The 20,650-nt window shown below is 64.0% G+C and carries 11 protein-coding genes and 4 pseudogenes; 11 read left to right on the top strand and 4 right to left on the bottom strand.

Annotated elements, in window-relative coordinates:
• The first annotated feature begins 33 nt into the window (after nt 1-33).
• Nucleotides 34-1,644: a tetratricopeptide repeat protein gene (locus WC815_17305; protein ID MFA5910541.1), complete on the top strand. Its 1,611-nt coding sequence runs from the start codon at nt 34-36 to the stop codon at nt 1,642-1,644.
• 76 nt (nt 1,645-1,720) lie between these two features.
• Here the strand turns inward: WC815_17305 and WC815_17300 are convergent, their stop codons facing one another.
• A complete protein-coding gene (locus WC815_17300; GenBank protein ID MFA5910540.1) occupies nt 1,721-2,758 on the bottom strand; it encodes a site-specific integrase in 1,038 nt (345 codons plus the stop codon).
• 495 nt (nt 2,759-3,253) lie between these two features.
• On the opposite strand from WC815_17300, the gene WC815_17295 reads away from it, so the two are divergent.
• A complete protein-coding gene (locus WC815_17295; GenBank protein MFA5910539.1) occupies nt 3,254-3,733 on the top strand; it encodes a MarR family winged helix-turn-helix transcriptional regulator in 480 nt (159 codons plus the stop codon).
• Nucleotides 3,734-3,757: 24 nt separating this feature from the next.
• The gene (locus WC815_17290; protein ID MFA5910538.1) at nt 3,758-6,049 is read left to right on the top strand and encodes a DUF5916 domain-containing protein; all 2,292 of its coding nucleotides are present in this window, start codon (nt 3,758-3,760) and stop codon (nt 6,047-6,049) included.
• Between the two features lie 223 nt (nt 6,050-6,272).
• Here the strand turns inward: WC815_17290 and WC815_17285 are convergent, their stop codons facing one another.
• The 3 genes from WC815_17285 to WC815_17275 form a co-directional block, all read right to left on the bottom strand.
• The gene (locus WC815_17285; protein ID MFA5910537.1) at nt 6,273-6,515 is read right to left on the bottom strand and encodes a hypothetical protein; all 243 of its coding nucleotides are present in this window, start codon (nt 6,513-6,515) and stop codon (nt 6,273-6,275) included.
• Nucleotides 6,516-6,546: 31 nt separating this feature from the next.
• A complete protein-coding gene (locus tag WC815_17280; protein ID MFA5910536.1) occupies nt 6,547-7,107 on the bottom strand; it encodes a hypothetical protein in 561 nt (186 codons plus the stop codon).
• A 74-nt stretch (nt 7,108-7,181) separates the two neighbouring features.
• Complete coding sequence (locus tag WC815_17275; protein ID MFA5910535.1) at nt 7,182-10,661, bottom strand: TonB-dependent receptor; 3,480 nt, start codon at nt 10,659-10,661, stop codon at nt 7,182-7,184.
• A gap of 285 nt (nt 10,662-10,946) precedes the next feature.
• Between WC815_17275 and WC815_17270 the strand changes: the two genes are divergently transcribed.
• The 8 genes and pseudogenes from WC815_17270 to WC815_17235 all read left to right on the top strand — a co-directional run bounded on the left by WC815_17270 (nt 10,947) and on the right by WC815_17235 (nt 20,646).
• On the top strand, nt 10,947-13,493 hold the full coding sequence (locus WC815_17270; GenBank protein MFA5910534.1) for a hypothetical protein: 2,547 nt from the start codon (nt 10,947-10,949) through the stop codon (nt 13,491-13,493).
• An 11-nt stretch (nt 13,494-13,504) separates the two neighbouring features.
• On the top strand, nt 13,505-13,792 hold the full coding sequence (locus WC815_17265) for a hypothetical protein (protein ID MFA5910533.1): 288 nt from the start codon (nt 13,505-13,507) through the stop codon (nt 13,790-13,792).
• Nucleotides 13,793-13,959: 167 nt separating this feature from the next.
• Nucleotides 13,960-14,340, top strand: coding sequence for a pentapeptide repeat-containing protein (locus tag WC815_17260; GenBank protein ID MFA5910532.1), 381 nt, complete (start codon nt 13,960-13,962; stop codon nt 14,338-14,340).
• Between the two features lie 45 nt (nt 14,341-14,385).
• A pseudogene (locus WC815_17255) lies at nt 14,386-16,008 on the top strand (PKD domain-containing protein).
• Between the two features lie 303 nt (nt 16,009-16,311).
• Nucleotides 16,312-16,605 (top strand): annotated as a pseudogene (locus WC815_17250) (thrombospondin type 3 repeat-containing protein).
• Nucleotides 16,606-16,719: pseudogene (locus tag WC815_17245) on the top strand (thrombospondin type 3 repeat-containing protein).
• Between the two features lie 18 nt (nt 16,720-16,737).
• Nucleotides 16,738-17,043, top strand: a pseudogene (locus tag WC815_17240) (thrombospondin type 3 repeat-containing protein).
• Nucleotides 17,032-20,646: an HYR domain-containing protein gene (locus WC815_17235; GenBank protein ID MFA5910531.1), complete on the top strand. Its 3,615-nt coding sequence runs from the start codon at nt 17,032-17,034 to the stop codon at nt 20,644-20,646. The pseudogene WC815_17240 and the gene WC815_17235 overlap by 12 nt, the downstream one beginning before the upstream one ends.
• The last annotated feature ends 4 nt before the right edge of the window (nt 20,647-20,650 follow it).

Genomic DNA, 20,650 nt, shown 5'->3' with positions numbered 1-20,650 from the left:
AAACGATTCTAAGGACAAATAGGCTAATGACGCGTGGCAATCAGCAGAGTAAGCCTCTCAACCTTCGCGCAATCAATGCGCTCTGATATCGCAGGCGGCAAAGTCATCTTTCTCGCTGGGGCCGGTATTTCGATGATTCCGCCTTCGGCATTTCCCTCGGGTTTCGCGCTTAAGGATCTAGCGGTCGAGGCGTTGTGCACTACGCGCGACCTGAGACGAGCACTGAATAGAGCAAGGCGGAATCCTCGTTACGCTACGATCACGCCGGAAATCGTGTTTCAACGGTTTCATGCATCCTTAGCGCAGGGGTCAATCCGGCCGTTTTTTAACATCTTCAATTGTGGCGTGCCCAATGACGTCCACAAAGCTCTAGCCGGCTTCGCGCGGGCCGGAAGTGTCCTCTACACGACAAATTTTGACATGTTGTTTGAGGCTGCCGGTGCGCCCCGCAAACGTGTCGAACACCTGCATGGAGCTGTATCGAGACCAGCGAGCCTGGTCGCCAGGATTCATCAAGTTCGGCTGGGGTTACCCCATAAGGTTGAAGCCGACTTCAAGAGACGGCTGGCGGGCCGGACATTGTGTGTCCTTGGTTACTCTGGCAACGACGAGGAGGTCCGACGAGCAGTGACCTCAAGTGGACTCAAGCGAATCCTGTGGCTAACACGCGACTCGAACGACTGGGCTTGGACAAATGTGCCGCGTTACGCAGACCGCCATCCAGTTCAAGTCGCCAACGGCGACCTTTGCTCACTCCTGACTGTATCGCCGGCGTCGACGTTGAGCATCTCCGTGAATCGACAAAACGTAGAGACGCGGCAGCGCATCATTGCTGAATGGGCGCAAGGCACCAGACTGGTCGACCGTTATGCATGCATCAGCGAGCTTATGTTCGAGCTGGATGACTTTCGAGGAGCCTACTCGATTTCCAAGCGAGCTTTGGAAATCGCTCGCGGAACTGAGTTGGCGGGATGGTTTCGTATTCAGATGGCCGACGCACTAAAGATCATGGGGCAATTCGCTAAGGCGGAAAGACTCGTCCGCCAGGCAATTCGCATCAACAACCGGCTGAACGACCCATATGAGATCGCGGGCGCCTACAACAATTTCGGCGTGTTCTTGACTGAAAAGGAGCGACCCGAACCACGACGGGCGCTACCGCTTCTTCAGCGAGCGGTTGATGCATGCGAGAGTGTTGATTTGCGTAAGGTGGACGCTCGGCGTCGCGAAGGTCTGAAGTTGGTTCGAGGACGAGCTCTCAACAACTTGGGCTTGACGCATGAGACGTTGAGGAACTACGAAATTGCTCTAGATTTCTATAGGAAATCGCTAGCAGCGAAGTGCAATGTTGGTGATGTGCTGGGTGAAGCAAAGACGCTCGGCAATATCTGTATCGTCGAGGCGATCATGAACGATCCAAATGCGGCTGAGTCAAGGGAGCGTGCGTTTGCATTGATGGATAAGTATGAGCTCTGGTCGCAGAAGGCTTACGTTCTCAGGCGGCTCGGCAAGTTCGCATGCGACCAGGAACGAACTGTCGACGGCCGACGGCTTCTGAAGGAAGCGCTAGATCTGTATCGCTCAATCGGTGCTATGGACTTTGACAAAAAACTAACCGAGGCTGCATTACGGGGCTGTTGCTGAATAGTGCGGGGTTACAAGCACTTCTGTATCGGGCGACTACAGAACGCTCAGGTCGAGACTACTCGTGCTCCTTGGGTCAATGAATCGATTGTGTTCGAGAGGCTGGCTTGGCGCGTCCCTGTTTCACACTCGGAGTACCGGTGGCTTTCTTTCGATGACGGAGTGACGGTGTCGGCTCCCAAGTCAGTCGGACGTCAGCCTCGAGTTGTTCCTGCCTCGCTCTTACCCAAGGTGAGTAGTGGCGCTCGGTCACCTTCACGGAGCTATGCCCGAGCAGGATTGACACGTGAGATAACTCGACGCCTTTCAGGAGCAGCGAAATTGCGAACGTGTCTCGGAACCGATGAGCATGACCACCGACGACTGGCGGATCGGTGGTTGAGAACAGCTTCTGAAACACCCGGTTCCAGCTCTTTACCGTTGTCTCGCGCTCGCTCTTGCCATCCCAGAAAAAATACTCTGCTCTCTCGTTGACTAACGCTCCGAGAGCCTTTGTCACTTCTGGTGGAAGCGGACAGTAGACGGGAGTGCCTGTCTTCTGCGTGTAGAGAAATAGCTTGTCACCAGTCAACCGACTGCGCTCAAGACAAGCAGCATCCTGGAGTCGCAAGCCTGAATAACGCAGGAGGAGCACCATCGCCTTTACCTTAGGTCCGAACGAGCCCCATTCCGCCAACTTGTCGGCCGCTTCAAGTGCCCGCTTGACGTCCTGTTCTTCGAACGGCAGCGTCGGCGATTGGGTGACCTTTGGGGGCTTAATCGCCCTCGCAGGATTCCGTTCGATCCACTCCGACTCTTCGCAGAACCGCATGAACCCGCGCAAGTATTCGAGCCTCTTGACCGCCGAAATCGCGGAGAACTTCCAGGTCTTGCGAAAACTGCGAAGCGCATCCACGTTTAGGTCTTTGAGCCGGCTGAAACCTTTCGTTTCGCAATAAGGAAGCAGCTTTCCTTCGAGCAGCTCGCGGCGCTTTCGGACGGTCGAGGGTGCGAGGTGGCGGGCCTCGACGTCGTCAAAATATTTCTGAAGCGCCTGTTTGATCGTCGGGACTTCTTGCCTCCTGCCGCCGATCTCTTTCGCCGCCTCCCATTCGTGAATCGTTGCGGCGGCCACGCTCCAATCGCGAGTGTTCAGGGATCGCTTGATCCACTCGCCACCCAGGGACCCCTGAGCCCAGACGGCACAATTACATCTGGTCCACCGCCGCCCCTTGGAACGGTGTGGGCATGTGCGAGCATGCCAGCGAAATAGAGCTAAACTTCCAGCAGGCATATATTGGATTTAGCCTAGCAAAGCGAAGGGGCTGTATTCCAGTTTTATTCCAGTAACGACGAATTTCGAGGATTCTGTTGTTTCTATTGAGGCGTATTTCCGAATGTTTTAGCGTTTGTGGTGTTGAGGAAGGTCCGAATCCCACCCTCTCCGCCATCTCACTCAATCTGGCGTCTCGTTCGATGGCGGCTCGGGTGCGCCTCGGGCTCAATGGCCGGCGCTTCGCGCCGCCCACAGTGCGAATCCCTCAAGCCTCCGCCATCACTCGACATTCCGCGTGAAAATACTTTGACGCGCGGCGTGCCGTCTGATACATGTATGCGCATCTATCTACCAATGTCACGCCCTCGAAAGCCCCCATCTCCTCGTCGCGCGTCGACAGCGCTTCCGGCGGCCGGCGACCTGTTCGCCCTGCCCTGCGCCTGCGCCAACATCCGGCGGCTGTCGCGACAGGTGACGCGCTTCTACGACGCTGAGCTCCGCGACTCGGGGCTCGAAGTGACGCAGTTTGGCGTGCTGAGCGCGCTCAACCGGCTCGGCGACGCCACGCACGGGCAGTTGGCGAAGGGCTTCGGGATGGACAGCACTACGATGACCCGGGTGATGGCCGTGCTGGAGCGGCGCGGCTGGGTCGCGCGGCGGGCGGGAACCGACCGGCGACAGCGCATCTATCAGACGTCGCCGGAGGGTCGTGAGCAGCTCGACGCCGCGCGCGCCGGGTGGCGCCGCGCACAGGAGCGGCTGCGCGCCCTGCTGGGCGACGACACGCTGTCGGCCCTCACCAACGCCACGACGAAGTTGCGCACGATCGGCTAGGAGCCCTTGAGTGATGCCGCACCAATGCGCGTGAGCCCGATCCTCGTCTTGGTCGCGGCCGGACTCGCGAGCCTTGGCGCCGGCCGGGTCTCCGCCCAACCGGCGCCGGCCCGCCCGGCTCAAGCCGCGCCGGGTCCGCCTCCTCCCACGCTGCCAGAGACGATCGCGCGCGATGACCAGGGGCGCGCCACCGTGCGCGCGGTGCGTGTCACGACGCCCATGCGCATCGACGGGCGGCTCGACGAGGCGGCCTACAGCCGCGTGCAACCCGCGTCCGGCTTCATTCAGATGGAGCCGGACGCGGGTCAGCCCGCCAGTGAGAAGACCGAGGTCTGGGTCTTCTACGACGACGACAACGTGTATGTCGCCTTCAGAGCGTGGGAAAGCGAGCCTGGCCGCCGCATCGCCAACGAGATGCGGCGCGACAGCAACAACATCCGCCAGGGCGACTCGGTCGAGTTTGCCTTCGACACATTCCGGGATCGCCGCAACGCCATCTTGTTCGAGGCCAATCCACTGGGGGGACGGACGGAACTGCAGAGCGTGAACGAGCGCCAGTTCAACCCAGACTGGAACCCGGTGTGGAGCCTCAAAGCGGGCACCTTCGAGGGTGGTTGGACCATCGAGGCCGCCGTGCCATTCAAGTCGATTCGCTACGGACCCGGCAACGTGCAGGATTGGGGGTTCCAAGCCCGCCGCTCGGTCAAGGCCAAGAACGAGATTGCCTACCTGACCAAGCTGCCGCCGTCGCTTGGGCTGGGCCGCGCCGACTTCTCGGCATCGCTGTACGCGAGTCTGGTTGGGCTCGAAGCGCCGAAGGTCACTGGCACCTTCGAAGTGAAGCCATACGCCATTGCCGATCTCACGTCGGATAACACGTCGACGCCGAAGCGCACGAACGACGTCAGCGGCGACCTCGGCGTTGACGCGAAGTACGGCATCACGAAGAACCTCACCCTGGATCTCACCTACAACACCGACTTCGCGCAGGTGGAAGGCGACGAGCAGCAAGTGAACCTCACACGCTTCAGCCTGTTCTTTCCTGAGAAGCGCGACTTCTTCCTCGAAAATCAGGGTCTGTTTACCTTCGGCAACAACAGCTTCTCCGGGGGCGCCGCCGCCAACACCTCCGACCTGCCGTTGCTGTTCTACAGTCGCCGGCTGGGCCTGTCGGGCAGCCGCGAGGTGCCGATCCTGGGCGGCGGACGCCTGACCGGGCGCGTCGGCCGCTACTCGATTGGCATGGTCAACATGCAGACCAGAGCAGATGCCGCGGCAAACGCGGCCGCCACGAATTTCTCGGTCGTCCGGGTGAAGCGAGACATCCTGCGCCGGAGCAGTATCGGCGTGCTGGCCACGGCGCGGTCGAAGGCGCAGACGCTACCTGGGTCGAACCAGGTCTACGGCGTGGATGGCACGTTTGCCTTTTTCAACAACCTCACGTTTGCCACCTACGTCGCCAAGAGCGTGTCCGACCGCGTCACCTCCGCCGACATGAGCTATCGCGCGCAGATGGAGTACGGCGGCGATCGCTACGGTGTTCAGCTGGAACGCCTGTCGATCGATCGGGACTTCAATCCCGAAGTCGGCTTCCTGCGGCGGGCCGACATCCGCAAGAACTACGCGCAACTGCGCTTCAGCCCTCGCCCGAGGAGGAGCAGGCGCGTCCGCAAGGTCTCGAACATCGCGCAGTTCACCTACCTCGAGGACAGCGCCGGCCGGCTCAGCACGCGCATTGCCGACGGCGAAGTCGCGGTCGAGTTTCAGAACAGCGACCGGCTGAGCGTGGGCCTGAACGACGACTACGAGCTCATCACCCGCGCGTTCACGCTGGTGCCGGGCGCACGCGTGCCGATTGGCGGCTACCGGTTCACGACGGCCCGCGTCGGCTACAACATGGGGCAGCAGCGGCGCCTGAGCGGCAACGTGCTCGTCGAGAAGGGCTCGTTCTATGGCGGCAACCGCACGGCGGTCACCTTCAATCGGTCGCGGATCAATGTCACGTCGCAGCTCTCGATCGAGCCGAATATCTCGGTGAACTGGCTCGACCTGCCGGCCGGTGCGTTTGTGAACCGGCTGGCGGGGTCGCGCGTCACCTATACCGCGACGCCGCTGCTCTTTGCGAGCGCGCTCGTGCAGTACAACTCGAGCACGCATGCGGTCAGCGCGAACGTCCGTCTGCGCTGGGAATACCGTCCTGGCAGTGAGCTCTTCGTGGTGTTCAACCAGGAACGAGACAGCGATGCGCGGCTGGGCGCGCCCGGCCTGCTGAACCAGGCCTTGATCGTGAAGGTCAACCGGTTCCTCCGCTTCTAACAAACCAATGGTCAGGAGATCAGCGAAGGGAGTCCGTCCAGGCCGCGAGGCACTCAAGGCCTTCCTTGCGGCTCCGTCGCGTCCGGCCGGGACGGAGCAGTATCAGCAACTGCAAGGCTTCCTCTTTAGCGTCACCAGTTCGCCCGAATTGATCCTTCCGTGATGGGGGAGGGAGGCCAAGTACGCCGCCATCGGGCGCTTCGCGGGAGTCACGCCAGGAGCGTTACTTCTGCTTTTCGACCACCACCCGCCCCTCGGCATTCAGGTAGACCCGATACTTGTTCCCGTCCTTGCACGACGCAGCGTAGTCGCTGTCGGCCAGTACCTTTACGGCGACGACCTGGCCACACGGCAATCCGTGGAGCGCAATGACCGCCGTCAGGTCCTTCTTGAGCGCCTCGTCGTCCTGGGCCTGGGGCGGCACGGCGAGCCACGCCACGACGACCAGCGATTGGACGAGAGCCACGGTGGGTGCATTCATAGTTTCTCTCCCGCGTTCAACCCTGGAGGGCCGCGAACTTCTTCGGATCCGCGAGCAGGCCCCAGATCGCCTCGCGCGAGGACACGATGGCCGACGACAGCGCCTGGTCTTCGTCCTGCAGTAGCGAGAGCACCTTCATCATCATCAGCTCGTAGGACCGACGGAGATCGGTCATGGTGACCTTCGCCTTGCCCTGGTGGTACGCGCGGAACTGGTCCAGCAGATCGTCGACCTGGTTCTTGAGCGTGATCTTGGTGAAGAAGCCAATGGCCTTGGTCTCCTTGAGCCGCTCTGTCAGTGCGTTCAGGTCCAGCGATGGCGCCGGGGCGGGAGCCTTAGCGACGGGCGGGCCTGCCTTTGGCGCGGCCGGTGGCGCCGGAGTGCCCGCGCGCGGTGCAGGCGCAGGGGCCTTGGGGGGCGCGGGCCGTGGTGCCGCCGGCTCCGCTGGCGTGGGAGCCGGCGGCGGCGTCCGGGGACGTGGCGCGGCGACCTGGGGTTCAGGCACCGTCGTCTCGGGCTTGCTGCGCGCGCAGCTTACGGCGAGCAGCAGCAGAAGCGCAGCGTGGGCGAGGCGCATGGGCAAATCCTCAGCGATCGATCTCGGTGGCGAGGGCCGAAGCCCTCGCCCTTCATAACCGCACCCGTGGCCCCTCAGAACTGAAGCCGGAACGTGAACTGCACCATCCGCATGTTGTTCGCCTGATTCCTGATCTGGCCGAACGAGGCGTTACCGAACGCCGAGCTGGCCGGCGCGGCCCACTGCACGAGGTTCAGCATGTTCAGGACCTCGATGCGCGCCGATAGCGAGGTGCGGCCGCCGGTCTTGATGTTCTTGCTCACCGACAGGTCCACGTTGTTCCGCCAGGGCGAGTAGACGCCCGGCAGCGTGCGCGGCGCGTTGCCGAACTGGTTGGCCGCCACGGCGACGAAAGCCCTCCCGTTCAAGTACAGGTTGTCAGTGGGGCTGGCAGTGATGCGGTCGGTGATGTCGCCGGGGACGAGGAAGTCTTGTCCGGGCACGAGGTTCGGCCGCAGGTTGTTACCAAGCAGGAACCCCGTCGAAGTCTGGTTCTGGCTGACGCCCATCGGGAATCCGCTCGAGAAGGTGATCACCGGCGTAATCGACCATCCGCCAAGAAATATGTCGGCGACGCGGCTGTCGGCCAGGTACTTCTGGCCTTCGCCAAAGGGCAGGTTCAGCGTCGGCGCGACGACGATCTTGTGCGGAGAATCGAGAAGGCTCAGGCCGTACTCCTGGTCCGGGTTGTAGTACGGCGAGTCGGGCACCACGGTGTAGTTGTTCTGCAGGCCGGGCGCGCTCGTGTAGTAGTTGCCCTCCCCGAACTGGTTGTCTTTCAGCCGGCTGTAGGTGTAGCTGAAGTTGCCGCCCCAGATGCCGGTGCTGCGCTTGCGGATCTGGAAGATGCCGGCGTGGTACTGCGAGTGCGCTCCGGTCGACTGCATCATCAGGACGTCGCCGAACTGCGGGTACGGACGCAGGAGCTGCCCCCGCTGGATCGTGGACTGCCGCGAGAACTGGCCGGCCGCGGCCACCCCGAAGAACGGGTTGGGCACCTGCTGCAGCGTGTTGATGCCGGAGGTCTGGTACTTCGGATCGAGCTGGTTGATGTTGATGGTGGCGTTGCTCGAGCCGCCCCAGCTCATGTTCGAGCCGGTGAGGCCGGCGTAGCCCACCGAAACGCTGATGCCCCAGGGCATCTCACGCTGGAGGTCGAACGAGTACTGCTGGACGCGCGGTGCGCCTTTGGTGGGATCGATGTAGCGGATTTCTCCGCCGGCGCCGGTGAGCAAGCCCAGGCTGCTGCCGCTCGGTTGCACGAGCCCGCCCGGGAACGGGTTGCTCAGCGAGATGGTCGGCACCGCGCCGGTCCCCTGCGGCTGGATGATCTCGGTGGTGGCCGAGTAGCCGATCTGACCCCAGCCGTTGGTGCCGGCCGCCGGATAGTTCCACGGCGAGTAGTAGAGCCCCCACCCGGCGCGGAGCACCGTCTTCGGGCTGAAGCTGTAGACCGCGCCGATGCGGGGCGCGATCTTCACGGCCGGCTGGTTGCCCTGCTCGGTGGCCGCGCCGCCCTCGCCGGCGTAGACCAGGCCGCCCATGATCTGCCGGCGCGCGCCGGTAATCGGATCGAGGACGTTCACCAGCGAGTCGAGCGGGCTCGCCGTGGTCTTGGCGAAGTCCACCGTCATGTTGTTGTTCTTCTCCCGCATGCCCGTTTCGCTCTCCAGGCGGATGCCGAAGTTCAGCGTGAATTTGTCGTTGATGCGCCAGTCGTCCTGCGCGTAGGCGGCGTAGTAGTTCACGAAGCCGTCGAGCTCCGTGTTGAGGGGCACGTTGCCGCTCTGCGGATAGCCCAGCAGCACGTCAGCGGCGGCGTTGCCGCTGTAGGTGCCGGTGAAGGTGTAGGTGCCCGTGGAGGCGCCGTAGTTGAGCGAGCGGACGCCGAGCACGCGGTAGTCGCCACCGAACTTGTAACTGTGCGAGCCCGACAGCTTGCTCAGCGTGCCGTTGACGCCGTACTGGTAGTAGCCGTTCGCCTGCCGCTGGGTCCAGCCCGTGCCCTTGTAGTCGGTGATCGCCGTCGTCGGGAAGCGGTTGGTGTCGGAGAACTGGCCGGTCAGCGCGGGGTTGTTCCACAGCGCCTTGGCGTCGAACTCGAACGGCAGGTTGTAGTTGTCGTCGAAGCTGTTGTAGCCGCCGCGTAGCGTCAGCACGGTGGAGTTGTTCAGGACGTAGGTGTTGTTGATCACGAACGTGCCAATCACGCGATCGAGCTGGTAGCTGCCCCCGACGAACTTGTTCTCGGGGTTGTAGTTGGAGTTGGCCTCGTGCGTCACCTGGCGCAGGACGAACCCGCTCAACGCGATCGAGCTGTTGAACTGGTGGTTCACCTTGGTGGTGATCTGGTACGCCTGGTTCGGCAACAGGTCGGTCATGCTGAAATTCGACGCGCCGTTGTCCACTTCCGAGTCGGGCTTGGGAAAGTACCCCAGGATTTTCGCGCCGACCGGATCGATGCGGTTGGCCGGGATCTGGTTGCCGGGAAACGCCTGCCCCGTGAGCGGGTCACGGATGGTCACCGGCTGACCGTTGCGCAGCAGGCCGGAGAAGTCACCGTTGCGCTCCGCCGTTGTCGGCAGGAGAAACGAGTTCTGCTGCGGCTGATTGTTGACGTACTTCTCGCCCGCCACCCAGAAGAAGGTCTTGTTCTTGATGATCGGGCCGCCGCCGCCGCCGCCGCCGTTGCGCCAGTACTCCGGCACGTTCGGCTGTTTCTGGAGTTTGGGAATGAGCAGCTGCTCCACCAGCGATTCGGGCCGGAGCACCCCGTAGGCCGAGCCGCGCCACTCGTTGCCGCCCGAGCGCGCGGACATGTTCATCACGCCGCCGCCGGTGCGGCCCATCTCGGCGTCGTAGGTGTGGACCTGGACCTTCATCTCCTGCACCGCTTCCATCGACGGGTTGGTCGAGGCGCGGTTCTGGAGGTCGGTCACGGGGAAGCCGTCCACCAGGAAGTTGTTGGCGCGGACCGGGCCGCCGCCCATCGAGACGGCCGAGTTGCCCACCTGGTCCTGCATGCGGTTCCAATGCGCGTTACCGCTGGCCTGCACGGTGGGCTCCAGCGTCGCCATCAGGAACACACTGCGGCCGGAGCTGGGAATCGCCTCGAGCGCCGCGCTGTCGATCACGCCGCCCACCGAGGCGTTGGTGGATTCGATCAGCGGGGCGTCGGCCGTCACGGTGATGGTCTCTTCGAGCGTGCCCACTTCCAGCACGATCTCCAGGCCGACGTTCTGCTGCGTGCCAATGCGCACGCCCTTGCGCTCGAACGACCGGAAGCCGGTCACGGCCGCCTTGACGGTGTAGGTCGACGGCTCAATGGCCGGGAACGAGTATTCACCCGACGCGTTGGTCACGGTCTCCCGCGAGATGGTGGTCGATTCGTTTACCAGCGCGACGGTCACGCCGGGAATCACGCCCTGGGCATCCTTGACGACGCCGCGCAGGCTGCCTGTGGACGACTGGGCATGCAAGCTGAGAGGTGAAGCCGCCAGCAGCGCCGCGGCGCACACCGCCCAAAACGCTGACGCGGGAGCCTTTCGGATCATCACGCACCTCCAAATTGAAAAGGCAAATGCCACCGACTGCGAGTGGTCGAGGAGACCGAGAACTGACCACGAATGAGGGGGATATTAGTAAGTGAGTGGAGATGGAATGTCACCACTCGTAGACAATCGTAAGACGCAGATCGCGTGACGATTCATCTCGTCAACCGGTCCACCGCGCGTGCCACCCGGCAGGTCGTCGTGGTTTGACAAGCTGGAGGCGCGAAAGTATTGTTGGCTTCTCCCTTCTGCTTTGTTCACGACCGCATTTCTCTCGAGGGGGCATCAATGAAGCGCATCGTCTCGATCGCCGTTCTGGCCTGCCTTCTGGGTTCGGGGACCGCTGCCCAACAAAGGCAGCAAGACCAACAAGGCAAGCAAGACAGAGACGACCGAGACGACGGTCCTGAGAACACCTCGCAACAGAACCCGCTGGTCATTACGAGCGTCACCACAGACGCGTCGTTTCTCTACATCGCGGGCATCAATTTTGGCGCCAGGCCAAGTGTCTTCCTGAGCGGGATGCCGCTCAGTCGCGTGGTGAATGCGGCTCGCACGCAGATTACGGCGTCATTGCCGACGCTGCCTGCCGGTTCCTATCTCCTGCACGTGTCGCGCGGCAATGCGCCGCACCAGAATTTTTCCTTTTCGGTGGCGATCGGCGCGATGGGACCGGCGGGTGAACCGGGCCCGACGGGTCAAACCGGTCTGACCGGTTCGGCAGGTGATCCGGGTCCCGCGGGCCCTGCGGGTCCGGCAGGTGCCACGGGCCCGGCTGGCCCAGTGGGCGCGGCAGGTCCGATGGGTCCGATAGGTCCGGCGGGTCCGGTGGGGCCGATGGGTCCAATGGGGCTGATGGGTTTGACAGGTGCGCAGGGGCCGGCCGGCGCGGCGGGCGCAGCCGGCGCAACCGGCGCGGCGGGGCCGAACCCGTTTGCCGGCCTTTCTTGCCCGCCGGGGCAGGCGGCCGTGGCGTTCTCGCTGACCGAACCCATTCAAGTCCAGTGCGCGGTCGTACCGGGACTCTCGAATGACCAGACCGTGCCGAGCACGCTGGCGACCTACACGAATCAGGTCATCACCGTCTCGTTCGATCCGACCAACCGCAACCTGCCGCACCCCACCTACAACGGTGCGCCGACGATCTTCAAGGCGATCGCGCGCAACTGCACCGGCGACATTGTTTATTCGTGGGATTTCGGCGACGGCAATTCGTCGGGAGACATCACCACCACGAATCGCTATGACCTGTCGGCATCGCATCAATATGCCATTGGCTACGAGGATGTCGCGTACAACGCGGCCATTACCGTCGTCAGCTGCAATGGCGTGGCCCAGACCGCGAACAACCAGGCGGTGTATCCGGTCATGCACTACGGATCGATCCTCGCGGCCGAGGCCGACGCGATTCGCAGCGCTCCCGCCGAGAACATCGACCTCACGAAGAACTACGCCGCCAACGGCCTCGGCCGCCAGTGGCGGAAGCGGATGAGCGACAAGGCGATCGAGGATGGCTTGTGGCGCCTGCACAACGACGTCGCGAACCGCGCCGGAGACGGTACCGCGACGATGACCGCGAGCATCGGGTCGAGTTATCCCGTGGCGAACGTGGCGATCGCCATGACGGCGATGCAGAAGCGGAAGCACATGGCGGCGTATCCGCCGGGAACGTACGCCGACGCCACGCCGTCGCCCACCTGGCTCGCCGAAAACGATCTACGGTACGCGAGCGACCCCTATGCCGAGGATTTGGTTCGGCTGTTCAATTACAACCTCTCCCAGATGGGCGTCGTTGGCGTCGCTGCGGCTGACGAGGCCGACGACCTCGCCACCCCGATTGCCGGCACCAACGACGGCATTGGCTTGAGTTTTACTGTCAACCCCGTAAATGAGGCATATGTCTCCGGGATCGCGGCCGCGGCACTCGCCACCTCCGGCATGGCCGGAACTGTGGCCCAGGTAGGGGATACGAACCGGGTCCGCTTCAAGCCCATCGAATTCATCGCCCAGCAGGCGGTGGACTACCTGGTGTGGTTCCAGAACGACAGCGGATCGCATCCCGGCAGTTTTTACTACACCCCGAACGCGAACGCCCCCGACGCATCCACGTCCCAGTGGATGTATTCCGCACTGCACGCCATGGCGACGTCGCCCATGGCCGCCCGCGGCGTGTATGTCAACAACATGGTGAAGGCCCGTGTCGGGTCGTTTCTTCGAGCCACGATACACAATACGGGCGCGGCAGTGGCCGCGGGCCGTCCCTACGGCAGCGGCGGGTTTTCCTATACCCCGTCTCTCACGGGCTATTCCTTCCAGTTGTCGGCGGGCCCACTGATGGCGATGGGGCTGATGGGCTGGAACAACCCCCTGTGGGAAGGCAGCACCGCATTGATCCCGAACGATGCCGGCTTCACTGGCACCACCCGCGGACAGGCCTACACCACGTTCCGCCAGGTCTTCGACTACATCGGCGACGACTGGTATGGCACGGGCGGCCAGGATGTGCAGTCCTGGGGCTTGGGGCAGTGGGCGGGCGGCGCCACCGGATATCTGCTCAACGATAACGACTACAACCTGTACTCCATGCATTGGGCGGCGAAGGGACTGTCTGCGGTTGGCGCCGTGTGCGTCGGCGGGATGGACGCTCAGGACGCCAATGGCGCGTGCACCGATGGCAACGACTGGAGGCACCAGCACTCCGTCCTGCTGGTGCGTCGTCAAGCGGTGACCACCGCAGGCGCGACATGGACGTCGACCCGCGGCAACCCAGTGCAGTACATGGATGCGACGATGAAGAACTCAATTGCGGTCCTGACGCTGGCGTTGGCGCAATAAGGCGCGCCGACGTGATTCGCGCCGCCGTGTGCCTGGTCCTCGCCCTCGCCGGTGCGGCATTTCCGGTGCATGCCCAGACTCCGGCCACCGTCGTGGAGATCGCGGCATCGCTGCACGTGCTCGTGCTGCTGTCGGACGGTTCGGTCGTCGCCCTCGGCGAAAACCGCTCCGGGCAACTAGGCCGGCCCAAGGCTGGCCTTCCGTGCACTGAGCAGTCAGTGCACACTGCGCAACAGCTGGCAATCTGGAATTCATCCTCGATCGCTCAGGAAATAGCAGTATCGGCAGGTCACATGTAACTATTCAGTTACAACAGCTCATTTTGTGAGCACGCGCGATTATTTCGTCAACATCTTATTGACAGTCCTTTTTTCTGGGCGGATGATGCCTTGTTGGCTGGATGATACGGCTCAATCTGTATTACTCAGCTTTGGCAGGTTTGGCATAGACCTCCACGAGGAACGTCATGCGGAAATCGCCTTCGCAGATCTGGTTGATCACCGCGTTGTGCGGCGCACTCGCTTCCATCGCCCTTCACAGCGCGGGCGCGGCCAATCCGGACCATGTTGCGACCTTCAAGAAAACCCTCCGGTGCCCTGGCTGTGATCTCTCGCAGGCCAGTCTCATGGGCATTCAGGCGCCCAACGCCCAACTGCAAAACGCGGACTTGAGCCACGCCGATCTGTACGGCGGGAGTTTGCGGAACGCGGACCTGAGCGGCGCGATTCTGAATGGCACCAACCTGGAGATGGTAGACCTCACCGGCGCGATCGGCGCGGTCCTCGAGCCCGCGAAGACCGATAGCCGGACCACCTGTCCGGATGGCACTGGAGGTCCCTGCAGTTAACTGATCGCGTTCGGTACACCGGCGAGGTTTCCGTAGGGGGACTGTATGACCGCCATGGCGTCTGCTGTTTACCGCCAGACTCGCGTGCTGGCCGGCTTTTCGGTCATGTTGGGGTTGCTGCTCGCGCCAACAGTTACCCAAGCACAAGAACTGTGGTGGAACGACGAGGGCGCCGGGTTCGCCACCTTCGGCCCCAACGCCTCGGTGACCATCAACACAGGCTTCTACAATGGCGGGCAGTGCGGCGCCTTTTTTCCCGTCGTCCACATCTACGTCGTCAGCGCATCCACGTTGAGCGACGGAGAACACATCACCGACGTGTCGAACCCCGGTGGGATCCCGAACACGGTGACGGACCTCGCCTGGGGCGGTATGTTCATTTACGAGACCATCGCCAATACGGCGCCCAGCGGCTATCTCGGGCCTGGCACGTACGGCGTGGTCTACAAGGCGTGCAAGGACGACATCTATCACGCAGGTGTCGACGCGTTCTTCCCTTCCGCCTTCGCGGTGGTGATTCCCGCGAACATCCCAATCCTCCCGAACGGATCGATCGCCGCGATCAAGGCGCAGGCCAACGCCCAGGGATCCCATTGGCAGGGGCTGATCGATGACCTCGATGCGCTGGAGAAGCTGCAGCAGATCAAGGAGGCCATCGAATGTGTTGCCGACCCGGTCGGTTGCGTGGTCGGGTACGTCGTCAGCGCCATCGAGGACTACGCCAAGGCGCAGTTGATGGGACTGTTCGGTTTCGTAGATCCGAAAGAGGCGGCCAAGAACACGGTCATCAACACGATCTCACACTACGGCGGCATCGCGGCCGATCCGCCAGATCCAAGTTTCCAGCAGGTGACACCGCTCGGCCCGGTGGCGCGCATCGCCGACACGAGTGACGATCCAATCGTCAAGAAATACATCGCGATCGGCAACGCGGAGCGGAACGAATCGGCCATTCTGGCGGCGTTGCTGCACTCGATCGAACGCTATCAGGGCGCTGACGCCGCGGACGACTCCACCTGGGCGCTGGTGCACGCGCGCGCGATTCAGTCGTACTCGGCCGTGCTTGCGGCGCAGCTGTCGTCGACCAACAGCGCGTTGTCCGACCTGGGCGCCACGCTCGCGGCTGACACGCGGGATTTCGACGCGTTGTCGGCGGCGGTCGCGCCGATTCACACCCAGATTGTCTCGGCCGGCTTCAATGCGCTGCAACTGCAGGCGCTGAGCAATTTCGGCATCGCGGATCAAGCCGGGGCCCTGCGCACCTTCATCGCCCGCACGGCATCGTTGAACTTCACCGAAGCGGGCATGCAGAGCGCCATCGACGTCGTGCTGGCCGCCGACGCCGATCTGACGTCAGTCCTCGCGACGCTCATAGCCGACATGGACGGCGTCGTTACCACGCTCGCAGGCCCCGACAACCTCCCGAGCACCCGGCCCGTCGCACATGCCGGGGGCCCGTACGCCGCCAACGAAGGGGCGTCCTTCGCGCTCAACGGCTCGGCTTCGGCCGATCCTGGCGGTGCCATCACCGGTTACGCCTGGGATGTCGACGGCGACGGCCAGTTCGACGACGCGGCCGGCGCGACGCCGACCGGGAGTTTCCCGTCCGCCTTCGACGGGTTTATCGGCCTCCAGGTGTCCGATGCTGACGGGAACACCAGCGTGGCCTATGCGCACGTCACGATCGCCGACGTCAACCACCCGCCGTCCATTGACGCGTTTACGCCGGCATCGGCGCAGCAGCAGGTGCTGGCCGGAGCGAACCTGCCCTTTACCGTAACGCCGAGCGATCCGGACGGCGATGCGGTCAGCGTCCAGTGGCTGGTCGACCTTTCGCCGGCGGGCGCCGGCTCGAGCTTCACCTACAGCCCCGCCATTGGCGCGCTCGGCGCGCACGTGGTAAGCGCCGAGGTCTCCGACGGGAACGCCGCGGGCGGCACCGTGGCGCATGAATGGTCCGTGTCGGTCCTGATGCCCGACGCCGACGGCGACGGCTGGAACGCGAACGTGGACTGCAACGACGCCGATCCTGCGGTGAACCCCGGCCAGTCCGAGATCGCCGCGAACGGGAAAGACGACGACTGTAATCCCGCAACGCTCGACATGGATCCCGACATCGACCACGACGGGATCCTGAACGCCGCCGACAACTGCGTGTATGTCCCGAACCCCGGCCAGGCCGACGTCGACGGCAACGGCATTGGTGACGCCTGTCAGGACACGGACGCGGATACCGTGCTCGATGTCAACGACAACTGCCCGACGGTGGCGAGCACGAACCTGTCGGACCTCGACGGCGACGGCATCGGCGATGTCTGCGACCCCGACAAAGACAACGACAGCGTGCTCAACGCGGCAGACAATTGCCCGACCACCGCCAATGCGACCCAGGCGGACGTGGACGGCGATGGCCTCGGCGATGCCTGCGACGCGGACCTCGACAACGACGGGGTGGCCAACGGCAGCGACAACTGCGTGGCCGTTCCCAACAGCAACCAGCGCGATACCGACGGCGACCTGCTCGGCGACGCGTGCGATCCGGACATCGACAACGACACCGTGGCCAACGCGGCCGACAACTGTCCGATCACGCCCAATCCGACGCAGATCGACACGGACGGCGATGGCTTCGGCGATGCGTGCGACTCGGATATGGACAACGACGGGCTCCCCAACGGACGGGACAACTGCATGTTGGTGGTCAATCCCGATCAGGCCGACGTCGACGGCAACGGCATCGGTAACGCCTGTCAGGACACGGATGCCGACACCGTGCTCGACATCAACGACAACTGCCCGACAGTGGCAAACACGAACCAGGCGAAGTCGAACCCCTTCGGAGTCGGTGATGCATGCGTGACGGCTCCCATCACGGTGCCGTGGCTGGGCGTGCCGACGCAGCCGCACCAGGTGTATAGCGGCGGTTCGCTGGTCCTGCAGGGCGTGGCCGTGTACCCCGACTACTCGCCGGCCGTCATCACGGCCGCAACATGGGATCCGGGTGACGGCAGCGGGCCGGTGGCGGTCAGCATTGCGAACCCGCGCGCGCTGGAGCGGACGCATACCTACACTGGCGCCCCCGGCACGCCGTACACGGCCGTGCTAACAGTCACGTTCCTGGGTGGCTTCACGCGGAGCGATGACTTCAAAGTGATCGTCCAGGCCAAGACGCTCGACGTCGAGGCGAACATGGCTATCGACCGAGGCCTCTGGAACCTCCACAAGCGGATTAACCGGACCACCGCTGGCACCATTCCGGCCGGGTATTGGACAAGCCCGGAAGCCGTGTCGGCGACGTCTTCCACGGTGCAGGCGTTGGAGATCAACAACCACCGCGAAGCTGGGGATCGGTTGGAAGATCCGTACGTGGACGATGTCGCGCGCGGGCTTGCGTGGCTCGAGACCCAGTTGAGCGGGGTGACCATCGGCGCGCAGGCGGCCGGGAATCCTGACACGAACGGCAACACCATTGGCCTGCAATACGCGGGCAATCCCATCTACATCACCGGCCAGGTAGCCGACGCGTTTGTCGCCAGCGGCACGCCCGACGCCGTGGCCGTCGCCGGTCTCGCCACGTGGGTGAAAGGGCGCAAATACCGGGACCTCGTGCAGGACATGATGGACATGTACTGGTGGGGTCAGGTCGATCCGGGGAATTGGGGGCGCGGCGGCTGGCATTACGGCTGGAACTATGGATCCGCGGACAACTCGACCGCCCAGTGGGGCGCCATCACCGGGCTGGCCGGGGAGAACGCCTGGAACATTCCCGTCCCGGCTTTCGTGAAGACCGAAAACCTGAACAACTGGCTCAAGAACTCCCAGACCATGAGTTCCGGCTTCTACAATGGCTCGCTCGGCTACGGCGGCACCGGCTGCGCCTGGTCTGGCTGCATGGCCACTACGCCCTCGGGCATGGTGCAGATGGACTTCGACGGCGTGAGGAACGACCCGAACGCCACCACCGACAACGAGCTGCGGTTCCAGGCGGGCGTCCGGTTCATGGCGCGCGGGATGAGAGCGAACTGGCACCTGTCCGATCCAACCTGGGGCAGCCATAACCTCTACTCGCTCTATGCGATGGCCAAGGCATTCCGGTTGGCGACGGGTCTCGATTCTGATGGACACGTGATCGCCAACCCCGTTGTCATCATCAACGACGATCCAGCCACTCCGAGCCGGGCCTTCGACTGGTACCGGAGCGACCCCACGACCGGCGGCACCGGGCCGACCGGGGTCGCGCGGCTCCTGATTTCGAGGCAACTGGCCGGTGGCGACTGGTACGGCGGCAGCGGATACTGGCCCCAGGGCGATCTGAGCACCGCGTACGCGATCATCATCCTGTCGCCGACCATTTTCGAGTTGGGCCCGGCAGCTGTCTGCACGGTGGTTCCCTCTACCATCGGGGCCGGAGACTCGGCCAGGTTCAATGGCGGCGGGTCGTTCCACAACGACCCGGGCGGCACGATCGCAAGCTACTCCTGGGACTTCCTGGACGGCTCGCCCATCCTGACCAATACGGCTCCGACCTCGACGGCGAGCCACACGTTCACCAATCTGGGCGGATATAACGTGCAGCTGACCGTCACGGATGGCAACGGCCTCACGGCGACCACCAGTTGCCCCGTCAACGTGATTGCCGGCAACCTGCCGCCCGTCGCCGAGCCGGGCGGCCCGTACGATTTCTGCGTGGGCAGCCCGATGGTGCTTGACGCGACGGCGTCGAGCGATCCCGAAGGCGGGGCGTTGACGTTTGCGTGGGACCTGAGCAGTCCGCTGAACTTTACGGGCGCCGAGGGCACGACGGCGGTCTTCGATGCGACGGCCGCGTTCTCGTCGCGGGCGCCAGGCACCTACCAGATCGGCCTTCGGGTGACCGACGACAACGCGTACGCGACCCCGGTGTTCCCGACCATCACGATCCATGCAGCGACGGACCCGGTGTTCTGCAACACGGCGCCGACGCTGACGGTGCCGCCAAACCTGACGGCACCCGCGACTGGCCCCGGCGGCGCGGCGGTGACCTTCTTACCGGCACCGACGGGCTCCGATTTTCAGGACGGCGCGCTGACGCCCGTCTGCACGCCGCCATCGGGTTCGATGTTCGCGATCGGGACCACGACGGTGGCCTGCACCGTGACCGACTCGGGCGGTGCGACGGCGACCGGGTCGTTCACCGTCACGGTGACCAACAACGCGCCGACGTTTACGCCGCATGTCGACCTCACGACCGCCGCGACCAGCGCGGCGGGCGCGACGGTGACCTTCACGGCGGCGGGCAGCGACATCGAGGACGGCGCGCTGCTGGCCGTCTGCGAGCCGGCGTCGGGCACGACGTTCGCGATCGGGACCACGACGGTGGCCTGCACGGTGACCGACACGGGCGGTCTGACAGCGACCGGGTCGTTCACCGTCACGGTGACCAACAACGCGCCGACGTTCACGCCGCCGGCCAACATCATGACCGAAGCGACGAGCGCGGCGGGCGCGACGGTGACCTTCACGGCGGCGGGCAGCGACATCGAGGACGGCGCGCTGACGCCCGTCTGCGAGCCGGCGTCGGGTTCGATGTTCCCGATTGGGACCACGACGGTGGCCTGCACCGTGACCGACTCGGGCGGTCTGACGACGACGGGGTCATTCACCGTGACGGTCGTCGACACTACGCCGCCGGCCTTCACGGTCAGCGATCTGACCGCGCATGCCACGAGCGCTGCCGGCGCCGTGGTGAGCTACGCCTTCACGGCGACCGACATCGTGGACGGGACCGTGCCGGTGACATGCGTGCCCCTGACGGGCAGCATCTTCGCGATTGGCGTGACGTCGGTGCGCTGCACGGCAACGGATGCGCACGGCAACGTGGCGACGCGCACGTTCACCGTGACGGTGTTCAACACGGCGCCGTCCTGCGTGGCGACGCCGAGCCTGCCGAGCCTGTGGCCGCCGAACCATCAGTGGGTGCCAATTACCATCAACGGCGCCAGCGACCCGGATGGCGACCCGGTGGGGATCACCATTGTCAGCATCTTCCAGGATGAGCCGATCAATGGCCTCGGCGATGGGGATGCGGCACCCGATGGCGCCGGCCTCGGCACCACCACGGCGCGCGTCCGCGCCGAGCGGACGGGCACGCCGAGGGTGCCGGGCAACGGGCGTGTCTACTACATCAACTTCGCTGGCAATGACGGCCGCGGCGGCACCTGCACCGGCACGGCGACCGTGGGTGTGCCGCACGACCAGTCGCCGCAACGGGGGACCGCCATTGGGGACGGTCCGCTGTTTAACTCTGTGACCGGGGCGAGGCAGTAAGCCG

The organism is Vicinamibacterales bacterium (assembly GCA_041659285.1).
Lineage (GTDB): Bacteria > Acidobacteriota > Vicinamibacteria > Vicinamibacterales > UBA2999 > 12-FULL-67-14b.
The sequence above is the reverse complement of the archived record's forward strand: the minus strand, read 5'-3'. Positions and strand labels throughout refer to the sequence as shown.